Below are 18189 nucleotides of genomic sequence, written 5' to 3' on the forward strand. Positions count from 1 at the left end.
ATCAAGTATGGCTCAGAGAGGCGAAGCAGGCATATTAAACGCGCAAAGCCCGCTCCCCTTATCTAAAAATTTAAAAATGATTTAGCGGCTGTTCAAGGGCTGGCCGCCAAACCCGATCGCTTAGTCGCGATCTTCGATAGCAACCCACTCGGCACTTTCAGGGCCGGTGTAATCTGCACTTGGGCGGATAATACGGTTGTTAGCACGCTGCTCCATCGCATGGGCTGTCCAACCCGCTACACGTGAACACACAAAGATAGGTGTGAACAACTCAGTAGGGATACCCATAAAGTGGTAAGCGGACGCATGGAAGAAGTCAGCATTACAAAACAGTTTCTTCTCGCGCCACATAACCGCTTCAACACGCTCAGATACGGCGTATAGGTATTGATCGCCCACTTGCTCAGATAGCTTCTTAGACCACTCTTTGATGATCGCATTACGGGGGTCTGATTCACGGTATATCGCGTGTCCAAATCCCATAATTTTATCTTTACGCGCCAGCATACCCATGACTTCAGCTTCCGCTTCATCCGCCGAACGCCAGTTTTCAATCATCGCCATGGCTGCTTCGTTAGCACCACCATGCAGTGGGCCACGTAGGGAACCGATCGCTGCGGTAACACAGCTGTGAATATCCGACAGCGTTGAAGCACAGACCCGTGCGGTAAACGTAGAGGCATTGAATTCATGCTCGGCATAAAGAATCAACGAGGCGTGCATAACATCAACATGAAGAGGCTCAGGCTTTTTATCATGTAGCGTCCATAAGAACTGTTCACCGATGGAATCAGCGTCGGTCTCTACATTGATACGCTTGCCTTTGTGGCTGAAGTTATACCAGTAGTTAATAATGCCTGGGAACGTCGCCAACATACGATCGATATGATCATGCTGTTCTGAAAAGTCTTTTTCGGTTTCTAGATTACCCAGCATAGAGCAACCTGTACGCATAACATCCATAGGATGGGCGTCAGCAGGAATCTGTTCTAGAACGATTTTTAGCGCGTCAGGCAGCGCACGCATGCCCTTTAGTTTTGCTTTATAGGCATCCAGTTCTGCCTGATTAGGCAATTTCCCGTAAAGCAGCAGATAAGCAACTTCTTCAAACTGCGCTTTGTCAGCCAGTTCTTTAATATCGTAGCCACGGTAGGTTAGACCAGCGCCGGTTTGACCTACAGTGCACAGTGCGGTTTCACCAGCGGATTGTCCTCGCAGACCCGCGCCGCTAAGTTTTTTATCTACCATATTGTGCTCCTGTTATATAAGGCAGGCTCTAGCGGCCTGCTCGTTACTAATTTAAAATTATTAACCGTCAAACTCGCCTACTTACTTATTTTTGCCTTCAGCAAACAGACCATCTAATTTCTGTTCGAAATCGTGGTAGTTCAAGAAATCGTATAGTTCCATACGTGTTTGCATTGTGTCGACAACTGCTTTTTGATCGCCGTCACGTAGGAGTGCTTCATACACATTAAGTGCTGCTTTATTGGCCGCACGGAATGCAGACAGAGGATAAAGCACCATCGTTGAGCCGGTTTCCGCGAGTTCGTCTTTATTGAACAACGGTGTCGCGCCAAACTCAGTAATGTTAGCCAATAGATGAGCGCCGTTGATCCCTTTAGAGAAGGCTTTGTAATCATCTAATGTGTGAACCGCTTCAGCGAAGATACCATCCGCACCCGCTTCTAGGCAGGCTTGTGCACGTTCAACCGCAGCGTTAAGACCTTCCATTTGGAATGCATCGGTACGCGCAATGATAAAGAAGTCGTCATCTGTTTTAGCGTCAACAGCCGCTTTAACACGATCGACCATCTCTTCTAGTGAAACGATCTCTTTATTAGGACGGTGTCCGCAACGTTTTTGTGCAATCTGATCTTCCAAATGCACAGCGGCTGCGCCCGCTTTTGTCATCTCTTTAATGGTACGAGCAATGTTAAACGCACCACCCCACCCCGTATCAATATCAACGAGAAGCGGCGTTTCAACAGCGCTGCTAATACGGCGTACATCTTCAAGTACGTCGTTCATTGATGTCATACCTAAATCAGGAAGACCGTAGGATGCATTAGCAACACCGCCGCCAGATAAGTAAATAGCTTTATGACCAACGCGTTCCGCCATCATCGCGTGATAAGCATTAGTCGTACCTACAATCTGTAATGGGCTAGCTTCAGCTAGCGCTTTACGAAAACGTGCACCTGCAGATAGGTGTTTAGACATGTTATTCCCCTCTGGATTCGGTCGCTGCATTCAGCTTCTCTTCCACATTTTTGCGGGCTGCTCCAATATGACGACGCATAAGCATTTCTGCCAATTCGGGATCACGGGACTCAATAGCGTCTATGATCTGGCGATGCTCTTTTAGTGCGCGTTTTGGTCTGGAGCTAGAGACACTGAACTGATATCGATACATTCTTACAAGGTGGTAGAGATCGCCACCGAGAAATTCCAACAGCTTTGCATTTTTGCTGCCGTTAACAATTCGGTAATGAAAATCTAAATCACCCTCTTTTTGAAAATAAGAGCGCCCATCAAGTTGATCGATGCTCTGTTCATGTTCATCAAGCAGGTCTCGTAAACTATCAATCTCATCTTGCGGCATATTCTCTGCTGCTAAGCGACAAGCCATTCCTTCTAGGGCTTCTCTGACTCGATAGATTTCGATCAGCTCTTTTGCCGACAGATTAACAACACGGGCACCTATATGCGGCTTACGCTCAACCAACCTTAAGGCTTCCAATTTACGCATTGCTTCACGTAAAGGGCCTCGGCTAATGCCGTAAGTCTTAGCAAGCTCAGGCTCACTAATTTTTTGGCCGGGAGGAATCTCCCCTATTACGATTGCGGTTACAATTTGTTCGCAAACGCTATCAGCCAAGGTACGTGTTTTAGATTGAAACATTTTACTACTTATCGTTTCTGTCATCACAACTCACATTATAAATTGTCGACAATCTCGAACTGAAGCCACGATACTACCGCCAAATAACGCAGTCAACACGAAAACGCCCAATTATTGTCAACACAATACAAAAGTTTAAGGGTTTTACCCCCTTATTTGAATATTTCTATTTATCCATATAACGCAGCAACTCGTCATTCATTATCCGGGCGATCTGGCGCGGCTTCTGAAACGGTAACGAGTGGTCTGTACCTACCATCAAAAAGTAGTGCCAATTAGGTAAACGCTCAGCGAGTTCCCGTTGATACTGATGCATTAATTCAACACTGTTACCCCCAATCACACTACTTACATCCCCCTGAGAAGCAACCAAGCTATCACGGTCCAGTTGCTTGATGGCGGTCGTTACACAATCCAGTGCATTCGCGAACCCTTCAGGCCTTAACCCTAACCGCTGAATAGTTAACGCTTCGACTTCAGGCGAGATTTTACGGTTGGGAGAGATCGCATCCAAAAAGTTTACGATCCCCTTCTTGATATCAGCCGCACCGCGCAAGTGAACGGCGGCTTGGGAAAACTGCTGCCTCAAATCGATGGTTGTTTCCCAACAAGGACGATCCAACACGGCAGATTCTAATAAATACTGTTTCTCTACACGGTCTGAGTGCTGCTGCTTAAATAGAAGCGCCACTAAGCCCCCCATAGAGTAGCCACCTAAATCAAAGGTCCACCAGCACAGATGATCAACCAACGCATTAAGGTCGCCGACCAGCTCTTGCGCCGTATAAGGGTGCTCGTTACCGTCGGGATAATGGGTATCACCCATCCCTCGCTGGTCAGGGACGAGTACTTCTGACCATTGGGTTAAGAAGGCAATAATAAACGACCAGGTATCCTCACCGGCGACGCCTGCCCCATGCAGTAAAACTAAGCGGCGGTTACTTTTAATCTTAGGGTTACGATACAGTCGGTAAACAATATGCTGATCGGGAAGATGAAATTCACGTTGCTCTACCGTAAAAGGATGTTTCATTAACTGCGTTCTCTTCTTTAACTTATTCAATACGTAAAATTTAAGCCTACCACTGTATCTACTGTATTTTAGCCTAATCCCACCTCGGGTTAAGCATTTTGTCGACAATCTTTGGTAGCAATGCAATTAATGAGACTTTCATAGACAGTGACTATCCGGTTACTTACAATCTACCCCTACTTTTGTAACTTGCTATTTAAGCTGATTCTTTGATTATTCAACGCCCACTTCCGTATTTGGCTGACAGCCAACCTTACTTTGAAACTGTGCGCCCTTTAGGCCATGCGGTGTTTCTCGACAGTGGGCGGCCAAAGTGCCCCTGGGGACGCTATGACATCATTGCCGCAGCACCGGTGGAACGTTTAGAGTTAAACGCCGATACCCCCGATGCGTTTGCCCAACTCGAACGGCTTTACAGCAAATACAAAACAGATCATAAAGAGATGGAAGATCTGCCCTTTCAAGGGGGGATCATCGGCCACTTTTCCTATGATTTAGGCAGATCGATTGAAAAGATGCCCACCCTGGCTGAGCACTTTTCTACGCTTCCCGATATGCGCGTAGGCATGTATTTATGGGCCATAGTCACGGACCATAAAACACAAACAACACGGCTAGTGGCAGATGCCCAAGTTGATGCGACGCTATTAACAACCCTTGAGGCACTGTTAGCAGACACCGCTCCAAACGCAGCCACAGCGGAATCTGATCCCTTTACGTTGACCCGTCCTTTTAGCGCCAACCTTAGCGCACCAGAGTATAAAGATAAGTTAGCTCAGGTTAACGAGCTGATCCATGCGGGTGACTGTTATCAAGTTAATTTTGCCCAACGCTTTGATAGCCAATTTACCGGAGACCCTTGGCACGCGTACAAAGCACTAAGGGAGGTTGCACCGACCCCCTATTCTGCCTTTATAGACTCAGACCACTCGCCTATTTTGTCACTCTCGCCAGAGCAGTTTCTGGAAGTCAAAATGCAGCAGGTCACGACAAAACCGATTAAAGGTACACGTCCGCGCTCCGATTCTCCCGAAGAGGATCAACGTTTGAAGCAAGCACTGGTGGATTCAGTTAAAGACCGTGCAGAAAACTTGATGATCGTCGACCTGTTACGCAATGACCTCAGTAAGGTCTGCACCCATAACAGCGTAAAAGTCCCTAAACTCTTTTCAATCGAAAGTTATGCCAACGTTCATCACAAAGTAAGCACCGTGACCGGCACCTTAAGCCCGCAACACACACCGATCTCCTTACTGGCACACTGTTTCCCTGGCGGCTCGATCACTGGGGCGCCAAAAATACGTGCGATGGAAATTATTGAATCACTAGAGCCCCATCGTCGCACCATCTATTGCGGCTCGATTGGCTATATAAGTTTGTGCGGAAGGATGGACACCAGTATTACCATCAGAACACTGCTCTGTGAAGACGATCATATCTATTGCTGGGCAGGCGGCGGGATTGTGGCAGACTCGGTAAACGAGATGGAGTACGAGGAGACCTTTGATAAGGTTAATAATCTACTTAATTGCTTACATGCGACCCTGCCAAAAGAAACACCCCATTAAGAGACACCCCGTTATAGGCGATCTTAATAAGGGGCACGCTTAGCTCGGTGAGGACACGCTATCATCAGCCCCCATCAGATCTGAAATGGAATGTAAGGTCATCTCGGCAGATGACGGAAAAGCATCCTCTAACGCGTGCGAAATACGCTCAAACATATCTTCAAGATCCAAAAATGCGTTAACCACACTGGGGTCAAAATGGCTGCCACTCCCTTTCGCGATCACATTTTTCACATAAGCATGATCCATTGCATTTTTATACGGACGACGTGAGATCATCGCATCATAAACATCAGCCACAGCCATCAGTCGCGCAACCAATGGGATACTTTTTCCTTTTAAACCTTCAGGATAGCCTTCACCATCCCAGCGCTCATGGTGGCTCAATGTCACCTGTTGGGCGATGGCAAGAAAACGGATCGTTCGGCTACTGGATTGATGCTCGATTAACTGTTGAGCGGAGTGCATCGCTTCGTAACCAAGTCGCGCATGGCTTTTCATAATCTCATACTCTTCGGGCGAAAGTTCACCCGGATTTTTTAAGATATGATCCGGTATGCCCACCTTGCCAATATCATGCAACGCTGAGGTTTTATAAAAAAGCTCAATCGTTTCATCATCCAGTTCATCACAATATTCCGGACTCCGCCGTAAATGCTCAGCTAACGCTTTGACATAATGCTGTGTCCGTAGAATATGGTTGCCTGTCGAATGATCCCTCACCCGCGCAATAGTTGCGAGGCATAAAATAGCCGCATCCTGCACCGTATGAAGATCGTTGAGGTTCACCTCACCCTCACCTATACCTGAAGAACGCTCAACAGCGCCTGTGGGTTCAACGAAGAGATTCTTTCTAAGGTTGGCAAGGCCTGAGTAGGTTTTGCATTTGGAATTTACAACGGACTCGATAAAAGGCGGGGCAAGGTAATCGGTACAACCTAATTTAAGCGCTAACTCTCGGAAATCATCCTTTGAATCGGTCCACGCTAAAAAGACAGGAATACCTAAATGCGCATAGTATTGGATCGCATTTTCCACATCGCTTTTATCCGCACCCGTGTTGGCGGCATCCGCCTTGCCTACCGATTGAAACTGATCGCTACCGATAATGGCAATATTACAATCTGCCGTAAATGTTCCACCCTTACATTGCGCATAGCTAAGATCATATCCGTCACAAAAACATCCGGACAATTGGTCGGTCAAATCGGCACACGCCGTCAGAATCTTTGCTTTGAGCATGAATTAAAAAAACCTAATCAGTGGGTAAGTATCAGAATAGTGAAGAATAATGCGCATCACAACGCAAGCAATTACGGAAACAGCCTGCATTATAGAGTAAAAACATGGTGCAAAATTGATATAGAACAAGCTTAAGGAAGGGAACCTGCAATTAAACCTTAATAGACATGCAGGTTCACCTGACCTCGCTAAACAGCGAGTGTGAGTTAAAGGCTTAAGTTACGGTTACTTGCCTTAAGGAACTCTTGTTTAAGATCTTCGTAAGTATGTACCGCAGGAAACTGAGGAAACTCCGCGATAACATTATCCGGTGCATGGAACAAAATACCAGACTCTGCTTGCGTCAGCATGGTTGTATCATTATACGAATCACCCGCTGCAATCACACGGTAATTCAATAACTGGAATGCACGAACAGACTGACGTTTTGGATCTTTCTGGCGTAGCGTGTAATCCGTAATACGACCGTCTTCATTCACTTCTAATTTATGACATAGCAGTGTTGGGAAGCCCAGTTGACGCATAAGCGGCTGCGCAAACTCGTAGAACGTGTCAGACAAAATCACCACTTGGAAACGCTCACGCAACCAATCAACAAATTCAGCCGCCCCTTCTAAAGGAGATAAACGACTAATCGTATCCTGAATCTGTGGCAGTGTAAGGCCATGTTCATCAAGAATACGCAGGCGTTGCTGCATCAACTCATCGTAATCAGGAATATCACGGGTAGTGGCTTTTAACGCTTCGATACCGGTTTCTTCGGCAAAAGCGATCCAGATTTCAGGGATTAGGACCCCTTCAAGGTCAAGACAAGCGAGTTCCACACGCGACTCCTATTAAATTAATTGGTGTATTTATTTAAACAGATGCAATAAAGCATAATCTTGGCCGCCAATTTACCTGCTATCACGCGGCCTTGCAAGAATGCCTTGCACCTATCCATAAAGACAGATGTGCTTATTAACATCCAAAAAAAACCCGTTGTAATCAACGGGATTTATATAAAAAAGCCACCTGAGTAGGTGGCTTTGAAAATCTAATTAAATATCTTTAGGTTGAACAGGTATAGCCTGTTTAACGCCTGTTAGTACGTTACGTTGATGAAGTTCTTCATCTGTAGCACCAACACCGCCATCCGCTTTGGCATTTTCAAAGTAGCAAAGCGTTGGTTGATGAGCGTCGGCTTCTTTTTCGTCCAATTGAACGTAGGAAGCAACGATCAACAAATCGCCCTTACTTGCTTTGTGCGCAGCTGCGCCATTCACAGAAATAATTCCGCTATTATCTTCAGCACGAATTGCATACGTACTGAAGCGTTCGCCATTATTAACATTGTAGATATGAATTAATTCATATTCACGAATGCCTGACTGATCAAGCAATACACCATCGATCGCACATGAACCTTCGTAGTGAAGCTCAGCGTGAGTGACTGTTACACGGTGTAGCTTGCACTTTAAGAATGTCTGCAGCATAGACTAATCCTGCGTTTGCTCATCTATACCGAGTTACCCCGGTTTCCCCTTTCGCTACCTATCACCCATGTGTATAGGTAGCACGTAAACACCACATAACTGGATCATTTAATCCAAACTACGTGTTATTGCTCGCAATGGCTATACAACCATTTATGTTGCGGCGCACATAATACTAAAAAATGTTCAATATATTAACCAAACAGATCATTATTTGTGCGGATAAACCACAAAGTGCGCGCATTCTACCACCATCCGCAGAAATTTTAAGGGGGTAGATCCTATTCTTTTGGCCAACACCGATAAATTATTCCGTCTACGGTAAAAATAAAGCACAAGTTGAACAGGGTTCATCAAGACATTAACTTTCCTCACTCCCTTTCTTAACTAATTGATTTACAATAGCGGCCTATAAATTTTTAGTCGCTGATTCAGGTATGTTGTTGTGACAGATAAAACGCTTTATGAAACGCTCTCGGAAAGCCTAAAAAACCGCATCATGATTTTAGATGGCGGTATGGGCACCATGATCCAAGATTATAAATTGGAAGAAAAGGATTATCGCGGCGAGCGCTTTGCAGATTGGCAGGTCGACGTTAAAGGGAATAACGATCTATTAGTCCTCTCCCAACCTGACATCATTAAAGCGATTCACCGTGAATATCTACTCGCGGGCGCTGATATTATCGAAACCAACACCTTTAACGCGACCCAGATTGCGATGGCCGATTACGAGATGGAATCGATCAGTCGTGAGATCAACGTTGAAGCGGCCCGTTTAGCACGCCAAGCCTGTGACGAGATGACTCAGGAAACACCTGACCGCCCTCGCTACGTGGCGGGGGTGCTCGGCCCAACAAACCGAACCTGTTCTATTTCACCTGATGTTAATGACCCTGCGTTTCGTAACGTATCATTTAAGCAGCTGGTCGATGCGTACACCGAATCCCTTGCAGGCTTAATTGAGGGGGGCGCCGATATTATCTTGATCGAAACCATCTTCGATACGCTCAATGCTAAAGCCTGTATCTACGCAGTTGAAACCTATTTCGAAGAACATGAGATTCGCCTCCCCGTGATGATCTCTGGCACGATCACGGATGCGTCTGGACGTACATTAACAGGCCAAACAACAGAAGCCTTCTGGAACTCCGTACGCCATGCCAAACCTATCTCTATCGGGCTGAACTGTGCGCTGGGGCCAAGAGAACTGCGCCAATACGTAGAAGAGCTATCACGTATCTCTGAAACCTTTGTCTCCGCTCATCCAAACGCTGGCTTACCTAATGCGTTTGGCGCTTATGATGAAACACCTGAGCAGATGGCAGAAGAGATCGGCGAATGGGCACGTGCAGGCTTCCTCAATATTATTGGCGGTTGCTGTGGTACTACACCTGAGCATATTAAAGCGATTAGGGAAGCGGTCGAAGTCGAAGCCCCTCGCGTGCTACCGGATCTACCGATTGAGTGCCGCCTATCCGGCCTTGAACCAATGAACATTGGCGCAGACGCCTTATTTGTAAACGTCGGGGAACGTACAAACGTAACCGGCTCAGCCATGTTTAAACGCTTAATTAAAGAGCAAGACTACGAAACCGCGCTTGACGTTGCTCGCCAACAGGTTGAAAACGGTGCGCAGATTATTGATATCAACATGGATGAAGGGATGCTTGATTCCCTTGCTGCCATGGATCGGTTCCTTAAGCTAATTGCCTCCGAACCTGATATCTCGTGTGTACCGATTATGATCGACTCCTCCAAGTGGGAGGTCATCGAGGCCGGTCTGCAATGTATCCAAGGCAAAGGGATTGTAAACTCCATTAGCTTAAAAGAGGGCCATGATAACTTTGTCCACCAAGCACGCAAATTACGTCGCTATGGTGCAGCCGTGGTCGTCATGGCATTTGATGAAGACGGTCAAGCGGATACCTATGAGCGTAAAATCAATATATGCGAACGCTCCTACCGTGTTTTAGTGGATGAAGTGGGTTTCCCGCCTGAAGATATTATCTTTGACCCGAATATCTTTGCCGTCGCAACCGGTATCGATGAGCATAACAACTACGCTGTAGACTTTATTCAAGCGACCGGATGGATCAAAAAGAACCTTCCCCACGCAAAAGTCTCTGGCGGCGTATCCAATGTGTCCTTCTCTTTCCGTGGTAACAACCCGGTCCGTGAAGCGATTCACTGCGTCTTCCTCTATCACGCGATCCAACAAGGGATGGATATGGGGATCGTTAACGCAGGCCAACTGGCAATCTATGATGATCTACCAGAAGAGCTGCGTCTGGCGGTTGAAGATGTTATTCAGAACAAACGCGATGATTCCACCGAGCGCTTACTGGATATTGCCGAAAAATATCGTGGCGATGGCGTAGAGGTCGAAGAAAAAACACAGGAGTGGCGCAATTTAGAGGTTAATGAACGCTTAGCCCACGCCCTCGTTAAAGGTATTACTGAGTTTATCGAAGAAGATACCGAAGAAGCACGCCAAAACCATGACCGCCCTCTGCACGTTATCGAAGGCCCTCTCATGGATGGCATGAGTATCGTAGGTGATCTCTTCGGTGCAGGAAAAATGTTCCTGCCTCAGGTTGTAAAATCAGCGCGCGTAATGAAGAAAGCCGTTGCCTATCTGATGCCGTTTATCGAAGAGGAAAAAACCGGTTCCAGCCAAACCAACGGTAAAGTGGTACTGGCTACCGTTAAAGGGGATGTGCACGATATAGGTAAAAACATTGTTGGCGTTGTGCTGCAATGTAACAACTATGAAATTATCGACTTAGGTGTGATGGTTTCCTCTGAAACCATTCTCCGTACCGCGCGCGAAGAGAATGCCGACATTATCGGATTATCAGGGCTGATCACTCCCTCCCTTGATGAGATGGTACACGTAGCGAAAGAGATGGAGCGCCAAGGATTTGATATCCCACTCCTTATTGGTGGCGCAACGACCTCTAAAGCACATACAGCGGTAAAAATTGATCGCGGTTATAAACGTGACCAAGTGGTCCACGTTACCAACGCATCCCGAGCGGTTAACGTTGTCTCTAACCTATTAAACGAAAAGAAAACCGCTTACGTAAAAGAGATCCAAGAGGAATATGAAGCGGTTCGTCAACGTCATGCAGCACGCATGACCGACAAACGCCGTGTCAGCCTAAAAGCTGCGCGAGCTAATAAGTTTAAAATTGATTGGGATAACTACACCCCACCGGTTCCTATCAAACAAGGGATTACGGTCTTCGATAATATCTCACTAGAAGAGATTGAACCTTACTTAGATTGGACGCCGTTCTTCCACGCATGGGAACTTGCAGGCCGTTACCCGCGCATTCTCAATGACGAAATCATCGGCGAAGAAGCCACTAAGCTTTTTGCCGATGCCAAGGTCATGCTGAAAAAGCTGATTGATGAAAAACTACTCACCGCCAAAGCGGTCGTCGGCCTATTCCCGGCGAATACCGTCGACCACGATGATATTGAGCTGTATACCGATGACAGCCGCTCAGACGTGCGGATGCGAATTCACAACCTGCGTCAACAAACCGAGAAAATCGCAGGCAAAGCCCATATGTGCCTCTCTGATTTTGTCGCGCCTAAAGAGAGCGGCAAAGCAGACTACCTCGGCGCATTTGCGGTGACCGCTGGTCACGGCTGTGATGAGCTGGTCGCTATCTATGAAGCTGACCATGATGATTACAACTCCATTATGGTAAAAGCCCTTGCTGACCGTTTTGCCGAAGCGCTGGCAGAGATGATGCATGACAAAGTACGTAAAGAGCTTTGGGGTTACGCAGCGGATGAAACCCTAACGAACGACGACCTCATTGCTGAAAAGTATAAAGGGATCCGTCCGGCACCGGGCTACCCTGCTTGCCCAGAACACACCGAGAAAGGCCTACTCTGGGAACTGCTTGATGTTGAGAAAAACACAGGCATGACCATTACGGATTCATTTGCCATGCTGCCGACAGCAGCGGTGAGTGGCTTCTACTACAGCCATCCTGATTCTCAGTATTTTGGGGTCGCAAAAATCAGTGAAGACCAAGTTGAAAGCTATGCCAAACGTAAAGGCATGGAGATGAAAGAAGCGGAACGCTGGTTATCACCTAATTTAGGCTATGAGCCAGAAGAAGGTTAAGCACTGACCCATTAAACAAACCACATAAAGCCGAGCGTGAAAGCGTTCGGTTTTTTTATGCCCAACATTTAGAAATAGAGATAAAGGTGAAGAGAGATAAACGAGGCCCTGATCTAAAAAAAGGAGCGCGGGTTACGCGCTCAAAAGATAGATGCAGAGAAAAATCTGAAATACGATGCAATAACAAGGGGCCGCTTACTCACTGACCCCTTACGCACCTTCGTAAGCGCTGGAGATGCTGCTCGCGAAGATGCAGGAAAATATAGGTAACTTACAACTCCTCAATGGTTCCTAAAAATTTGATATATGAGACAAGCTCCCATATCTCCTCTTCGCTAAACACTTCGCCCCATGGAGGCATCGGTGTAGCACCCTGACCACCGTTAAAGATGGTTTGATAAATATACTGCGGCTCTAACTCATCCCCCCGACCAATAAACAGGGCGGGCTCATGACCATGACAGTAATCTGCACAGGTAGAATGAAAAGTCCCTTTGCCCGCTTCAATCGCGTCTGGATCCGTTAAATCGATAGGCACCACAAGCTCATTATCCGAATCCCCATCCGATGCCGGTACTCCGCCCGCCAATGACACATTGAAACTAAAGACAGCAACAATAATTGATAGGTAAAAAACTATTTTTTTCATCATAAACTCACTTAGCACGATCAATGAGGGCTGAAAGCGATAGCATTCCAGCCCTCACCGCCTTACTGACCGCCTACTTGAACAGCTACAAGCTTGGCATCTGTACCCGCACCACCTACTGGCATTACCACATAGTGTTTGCCGTTAATACTGTAGGACATCAGTGCTCCAAACACGCCACCGGGTAGTTTTATCTCAGAGATCAACTTACCGGTTTTCGCATCATGGGCGTACATATAAGGCTCTTCCTCTTCCTGAGAGGCTTGCGCTACCAAGGCGTTACCCCGTGTCGATAAACCTAAGACACTATAAGTACCCTCAGGTGCCACAAACAGCACATCTTTCGTCAAGGTGAAGTGACTCTGGCGAGGCACACCGACCCGTCCAAGATTAAGGTGTTTAATCTCTGGATGATTCACCGGCCCCTTACCTGCCGGAATGCGCCACAAGTGTTCACCTGTATTCATATCAATCGCGGTCATGGTCGAGAACGGTGGTTTAAATAGGGGTAAACCTTTAGGACCACCTACACCGGCCCACGTACCTGTATATTTATAAGCTGATGATTTCTCTTTCTTCAGCTTAATACCGAACGGAATAGTGAAGGAGTTGACATAAAGAACGTTGCTATTAGGGTTGTGAGCAGCCCCAACCCAGCTTGCGCCACCCAGTACACCTGGCACTTGCAGAGTACCGGCCTTAGACGTTGTAGGCGGTGTGAATAGATCCCCATAGTTATAACGTTTAAGGATTTTCATGGCGCCTTTTTTCAGCTCGGGTGTCAGGTCAATCAGGTCATCCTGCGTCACTCCCTGCTGAACAAAAGGTGCAGGTTTAGTTGGGAATGGCTGGGTCGGTGACGATTTTTCACCCTCTACCGTTGATTGAGGAACGGCACGCTCTTCAATTGGCCAGATAGGCTTACCGTTTAAACGGTCAAACGCGTAAATAAAGCCCTGCTTGGTTACTTGGACTGCCGCTTTAATCTTCTTACCATCAACCGTCAGATCCATTAAGTTAGGTGCTGTTGGAATATCGTAATCCCACAGTCCATGATGTACTAACTGATAGTACCAAGCGATTTTTCCTGATTTAACATTCAATGCAACCAGCGAATCACCAAACAAACCATCGCCGGGACGCTCACCACCATAGAAGTCATTGGTCGGTGTCGAGAACGGCAGGTACACCAAACCACTTTCTTCATCACAGCTTGGGCGCGCCCACATATTCATGCCACCGGTTTGTTTCCACGCATCGGTATCCCAGCTTTCATTCCCTTTTTCACCCTTTTGTGGAGGGTTATGGAACACCCAAGAACGCTTACCGGTTTTAATATCAAACGCTTGAATATCCCCGGCTGGATGACTTTGCATCGGCGCACGACCGACGGCAAAAGAGTCCAACACGGCCATACTTGGAATAATCTGATTACCACACACGATCGGCGGCGAGGTTAAGGAGATGTTTGCGCGATCAACCGCCTTCAGCAGACCTTTGGTCAAATCAGCACGTCCATTATCACCCCAGGACCTAATTGGCTTACCGGTTTTAGCATCCAGTGCGATTAAGTAACCATCCGCAGTACCTACGATGATCCGTTTATCGTTACCCTCTTCCCAATAGGTTAAACCACGACTAATAAAGCCTAAATTTGGTGGAGAGCCAAAGGTGTACGCTTCAGGATCGAACGTCCATAACGTTTTACCTGTTTCGCCATCTAAGGCCGAGACGAACGTCATAGGTGAACTGGAATAGATAATGCCATCAACCGCTAAGGGTGTACTTTGGTTCATCCATGTCCGAAGATCTGGATTATCTTTCCATAATTGATTATCTGGCATGGACCATTCCCATGCGACCGACATATGCTTAACGCTTTCTGTCGTCACAAGCGGTGCTTCTGAATACTTAGATCCAGCTTTGTCACCATTGTATTCGGTCCAATTAGATTGCGTTGCCGCGTACGAAATACCGCTTGCCGCTACACTGGAGACAGCAATGGCTAAGGCGAGTTTTCTAGGGCTGAATAATTTATATTTATACATTAGCCTCTTCCTTTATATTATTTTAATTTTTATTTATCGTTTTTTACTAAACATTCAAAAAATAAGTTATTCAGGACGCACCGTTAGAAGCTCTAACATTCCCAACTTATCCTTTAAATAAAAAGTCATCTAACGATAACCTTAAGAAATACCTCCATAAGAAAGTATTACGTTTATTAATAACAGTTTAAGACCGCACTTTTAAAAACCTAAAACCAGCAAGCAAAACAACCCATTAAAAAACAGATAATTTATTGCTAAAAAATAATCGTTATTCTGAACTTATCTACTTTATTGTTAAGAACAAAACAGAGCACGCACTTTGCATCTGCCTTGCTTAAACCACTTGTTATAAACACTGGGCATAAGGAGGCCCTAGCCACTAAAAATAGTGACATCAAGACAATACACACATGTAAAATAACGGGTTAATTTCTAGGTAAAAAAGACGCTCTACGGTTAAAAACAAATCGTAACCTGTTTTATAAAACAGAAGCGATAAACCCTAATAAAAAACTAACACGAATAGATTAAAATAGTTGCATCTCGTTTACGTCTCACTGCCCCTTAGCTGATTCTATAAATCCATAATATATCCAGTAACAAGAGAAGTGTTATAGGAAAATTTCCTTTTCTATTACTATAAAAAAGACAGATAAAAACACACTAAAGCTTTTAAATAGTAGCGGGCACGATATAGAAAACCCTAGCCTTCGCCGCAAGACGAAAGAGAATGGAATAGATAAAACCAAGATAGGTTGGCAAACGGAAGACGCGAGCGAAGGTAATAAAAAGAGGACAGCCTTATCTAACCTCCAAACTCAACGACAAGAAAACAAAAAAACCGAACAGGGAGCCGCTCGGTTTTTCTAGTAGATAAGGTATACAGGTATTGAGCAGCCCAAGCCCGTTCGCTACAGGGGTGGATCAACTTTATCAGTCGCTGATGTATTAACACGAAACCATCCCGCTATAGAGTAACGATCTCGGGTTGCCGGCAGCACTTCATGGGGAAACTCTTCACTCAAGAAAGTAACCAATGTGCCCATCAATGGCACCACCTTAACACCTTCCTTATCGGCGTCATCTTTATAGAGCACTAACGCGCCGCCCTCTTCATGGGTCCACCCCGTATTAAAGTAAACGACAACAGATAACACTCGGTTGGCTTCACCTTTAAAGGCATCGTAATGTCTTTTGTAGTAATCACCTGGGCCATAATGGGCAAAATGGCTTTCAAATGAAAAAAGACCTAAAAATAAGCGGCGATTTAAGAAACTTTGCAAACCTGAGGACCAGTCTAGCCACGCTTTACCCACCTCAGTTTCACCCGTAATCCAGCAGATCTCATCCGTACGAACAAATTTATTTTCTAGGTAGTCATCTCCCCTACCAATACCCGCACGTTTAAACTTTTCAGTTTCTACGTTTTGCTGATAGAGCAATAAAGCATTGGCCAACTCTTCCGGCAATGCGCCCGGACGAATGCTGTAACCTTGCTTTTCAATATCTTGCGCGATAAGGCCAAACAGTGTTTCATCACCGGTGCTATCGCCACCCATAGAGGGCCGTTGTCTTAGGGCTACCACGTTATCTACCTTTACAAAGCCATATTATTAGAGGGATACCCTTCACCGAGCGAGCAACTAACGTTAGCGTCGCCATTAATCACTCAATGGGGGCGCTAAAAACGCATCTGATCCCATATTAATATAGTCGATTTGATAACTATCACCCGCCGTCACTAAGGTAAGAGTGATTTCAGCATCCCCCGCCTCAAAATGTCCTAATATAGAGAAATTGATAACTTCGTATGGCTCTTTATCGAGGGCCACACCCGCCTTAGCATTTAAAAATTTAGGCGCGTCCAGTGACGTTAATCTACCCAGCTTTGAGAACATTTTATAGACTCTTTGACCTTGCTCTGTCTCAAATACAGCCCGTGACTCAGGCGTCAACAAAGGTTTTAAGCGCTCAAAATCCCAGCTGACAACAGCGGGCATATTCTGCTCTAAATAGGGTGTCGCAGCGTCTAGGTATTTAGAGGCATAAAGATTAAACCCAATACCAACCACGGCAAATGCCACCATCAAAATAAGGGCAAACGATCCCGCGAGCTTTAGAGGTTTTTTAAACATGTGTTTCCTTTAATGTATACGTTAGGTGTCATCAAAAAATGTAATCACAACCGATCAATGTACCATATCGCCGAGGAGGGTGAGATTAAGAACAAAGGCGTGATGATTTTGTCTAGGCTCCCTCTCCCGCAGCGAAACCTATCCATCCAATACGTAGATCCTTTTTACAGTATATCGGTGCTTAAACGCTATCTTATTTAGCGCCTTACACCAGATTTAAACCGCCATCAGACAATATAATCTCGCCGGTAAGGTAACTGCTGGCAACAAGCATTGACACAATATGCGCAATTTCACTTGGTTTAGCGCCACGCCCCATGGGTGATCTTTCTTTCCACAACTGATGTGCTTCGACCCACGCTTGAGTCATGGGCGTATCCACTAAACCCGGCGCGACCGCATTTACACGAATCGCGGGTGATAAGCTAAGTGCGAGCAGTTGTGTCACATGATTTAACGCGGCTTTACTCGCTGCATAGGGAATAGAGGCCCCTTTAGGGCGCACCCCTGCATGGGAACTTATATTCACCACACAGCTAGGTTGCTCTGGACGAGACGCCTCACGCAAAGCGTTCTCCGCTTCGGCAATAAGGGTCCATGGTGCAATCACATTCACTTCATAAAGCTGCCGCCACACATCGGGTGTCGCCGCCTTAAGCGCACTATGGGGTATCACTTCATTGATACCGGCATTGTTGATCAATACATCCAAGCGGCCATGCAAAGCAAGTACATCCTGAATGAGATGGGCCGCTTGCGTTTGATCCGATAGATCTGCTTGGGTATAGGTTGCGCCACGATAAGTGTTCGCTAACGTCGTCCCTTCATCCACAGAAGCGCGCGAGTGAAACGCAAGCGTAAACCCATCGTTGGCCAATTGCTCTGCTATCGCTTTGCCAATACCCGAGGTGGAGCCTGTAACAAGTGCCACTCGCTTACTATTTTCACCTGACAATTTCACGTCTCCCTTTTGCCGTGAACCTA

Annotated in this window: 14 protein-coding genes; 2 read left to right on the top strand and 12 right to left on the bottom strand. The window is 46.2% G+C overall.

Going from position 1 to position 18189, the window contains the following annotated elements:
* Nucleotides 1-120 precede the first annotated feature (120 nt).
* The 4 genes from prpC to A3773_RS00175 all read right to left on the bottom strand — a co-directional run bounded on the left by prpC (nucleotide 121) and on the right by A3773_RS00175 (nucleotide 3938).
* Complete coding sequence (gene prpC, locus A3773_RS00160) at nucleotides 121-1248, bottom strand: bifunctional 2-methylcitrate synthase/citrate synthase (protein WP_067981482.1); 1128 nt, start codon at nucleotides 1246-1248, stop codon at nucleotides 121-123.
* 81 nt (nucleotides 1249-1329) lie between these two features.
* Nucleotides 1330-2223: a methylisocitrate lyase gene (gene prpB / locus A3773_RS00165; protein WP_067981484.1), complete on the bottom strand. Its 894-nt coding sequence runs from the start codon at nucleotides 2221-2223 to the stop codon at nucleotides 1330-1332.
* Between the two features lies 1 nt (nucleotide 2224).
* A complete protein-coding gene (locus A3773_RS00170) occupies nucleotides 2225-2929 on the bottom strand; it encodes a GntR family transcriptional regulator (protein ID WP_067981486.1) in 705 nt (234 codons plus the stop codon).
* Nucleotides 2930-3071: 142 nt separating this feature from the next.
* Nucleotides 3072-3938: an alpha/beta fold hydrolase gene (locus tag A3773_RS00175; protein WP_067981487.1), complete on the bottom strand. Its 867-nt coding sequence runs from the start codon at nucleotides 3936-3938 to the stop codon at nucleotides 3072-3074.
* A 209-nt stretch (nucleotides 3939-4147) separates the two neighbouring features.
* Between A3773_RS00175 and pabB the strand changes: the two genes are divergently transcribed.
* The gene (pabB, locus tag A3773_RS00180; protein ID WP_067981489.1) at nucleotides 4148-5506 is read left to right on the top strand and encodes an aminodeoxychorismate synthase component I; all 1359 of its coding nucleotides are present in this window, start codon (nucleotides 4148-4150) and stop codon (nucleotides 5504-5506) included.
* 39 nt (nucleotides 5507-5545) lie between these two features.
* On the opposite strand, the gene A3773_RS00185 is transcribed toward pabB, so the two are convergent.
* From A3773_RS00185 to panD, 3 genes are all read right to left on the bottom strand, one after another.
* Nucleotides 5546-6748 carry an HD-GYP domain-containing protein gene (locus A3773_RS00185; RefSeq protein ID WP_067981491.1) on the bottom strand — a complete coding sequence of 401 codons (1203 nt, stop codon included), beginning with the start codon at nucleotides 6746-6748 and terminating at the stop codon, nucleotides 5546-5548.
* Between the two features lie 206 nt (nucleotides 6749-6954).
* Nucleotides 6955-7572 carry a bifunctional phosphoserine phosphatase/homoserine phosphotransferase ThrH gene (gene thrH / locus A3773_RS00190; RefSeq protein WP_067981493.1) on the bottom strand — a complete coding sequence of 206 codons (618 nt, stop codon included), beginning with the start codon at nucleotides 7570-7572 and terminating at the stop codon, nucleotides 6955-6957.
* A 216-nt stretch (nucleotides 7573-7788) separates the two neighbouring features.
* Nucleotides 7789-8223 (bottom strand): aspartate 1-decarboxylase, encoded by a 435-nt coding sequence (panD, locus tag A3773_RS00195; RefSeq protein ID WP_067981495.1) that lies wholly within the window; start codon nucleotides 8221-8223, stop codon nucleotides 7789-7791.
* A gap of 445 nt (nucleotides 8224-8668) precedes the next feature.
* Here panD and metH point away from each other — a divergent pair, with 445 nt between their 5' ends.
* Nucleotides 8669-12370, top strand: a complete 3702-nt coding sequence (gene metH / locus A3773_RS00200) for a methionine synthase (RefSeq protein ID WP_067981497.1) — start codon at nucleotides 8669-8671, stop codon at nucleotides 12368-12370.
* 271 nt (nucleotides 12371-12641) lie between these two features.
* Here metH and A3773_RS00205 read toward each other — a convergent pair whose 3' ends face one another.
* The 5 genes from A3773_RS00205 to A3773_RS00225 form a co-directional block, all read right to left on the bottom strand.
* Complete coding sequence (locus A3773_RS00205) at nucleotides 12642-13022, bottom strand: c-type cytochrome (protein ID WP_067982642.1); 381 nt, start codon at nucleotides 13020-13022, stop codon at nucleotides 12642-12644.
* Between the two features lie 59 nt (nucleotides 13023-13081).
* A complete protein-coding gene (locus A3773_RS00210; protein WP_067981499.1) occupies nucleotides 13082-15067 on the bottom strand; it encodes a pyrroloquinoline quinone-dependent dehydrogenase in 1986 nt (661 codons plus the stop codon).
* Nucleotides 15068-15981: 914 nt separating this feature from the next.
* Nucleotides 15982-16656 carry a 2OG-Fe(II) oxygenase gene (locus A3773_RS00215; RefSeq protein WP_231902096.1) on the bottom strand — a complete coding sequence of 225 codons (675 nt, stop codon included), beginning with the start codon at nucleotides 16654-16656 and terminating at the stop codon, nucleotides 15982-15984.
* 75 nt (nucleotides 16657-16731) lie between these two features.
* The gene (locus A3773_RS00220; RefSeq protein ID WP_067981504.1) at nucleotides 16732-17205 is read right to left on the bottom strand and encodes a hypothetical protein; all 474 of its coding nucleotides are present in this window, start codon (nucleotides 17203-17205) and stop codon (nucleotides 16732-16734) included.
* A 205-nt stretch (nucleotides 17206-17410) separates the two neighbouring features.
* Complete coding sequence (locus A3773_RS00225) at nucleotides 17411-18160, bottom strand: SDR family NAD(P)-dependent oxidoreductase (RefSeq protein ID WP_197462688.1); 750 nt, start codon at nucleotides 18158-18160, stop codon at nucleotides 17411-17413.
* Nucleotides 18161-18189 lie beyond the last annotated feature (29 nt).

The organism is Neptuniibacter pectenicola (assembly GCF_001597735.1).
Taxonomy (GTDB): Bacteria; Pseudomonadota; Gammaproteobacteria; order Pseudomonadales; family Balneatricaceae; genus Neptuniibacter; species Neptuniibacter pectenicola.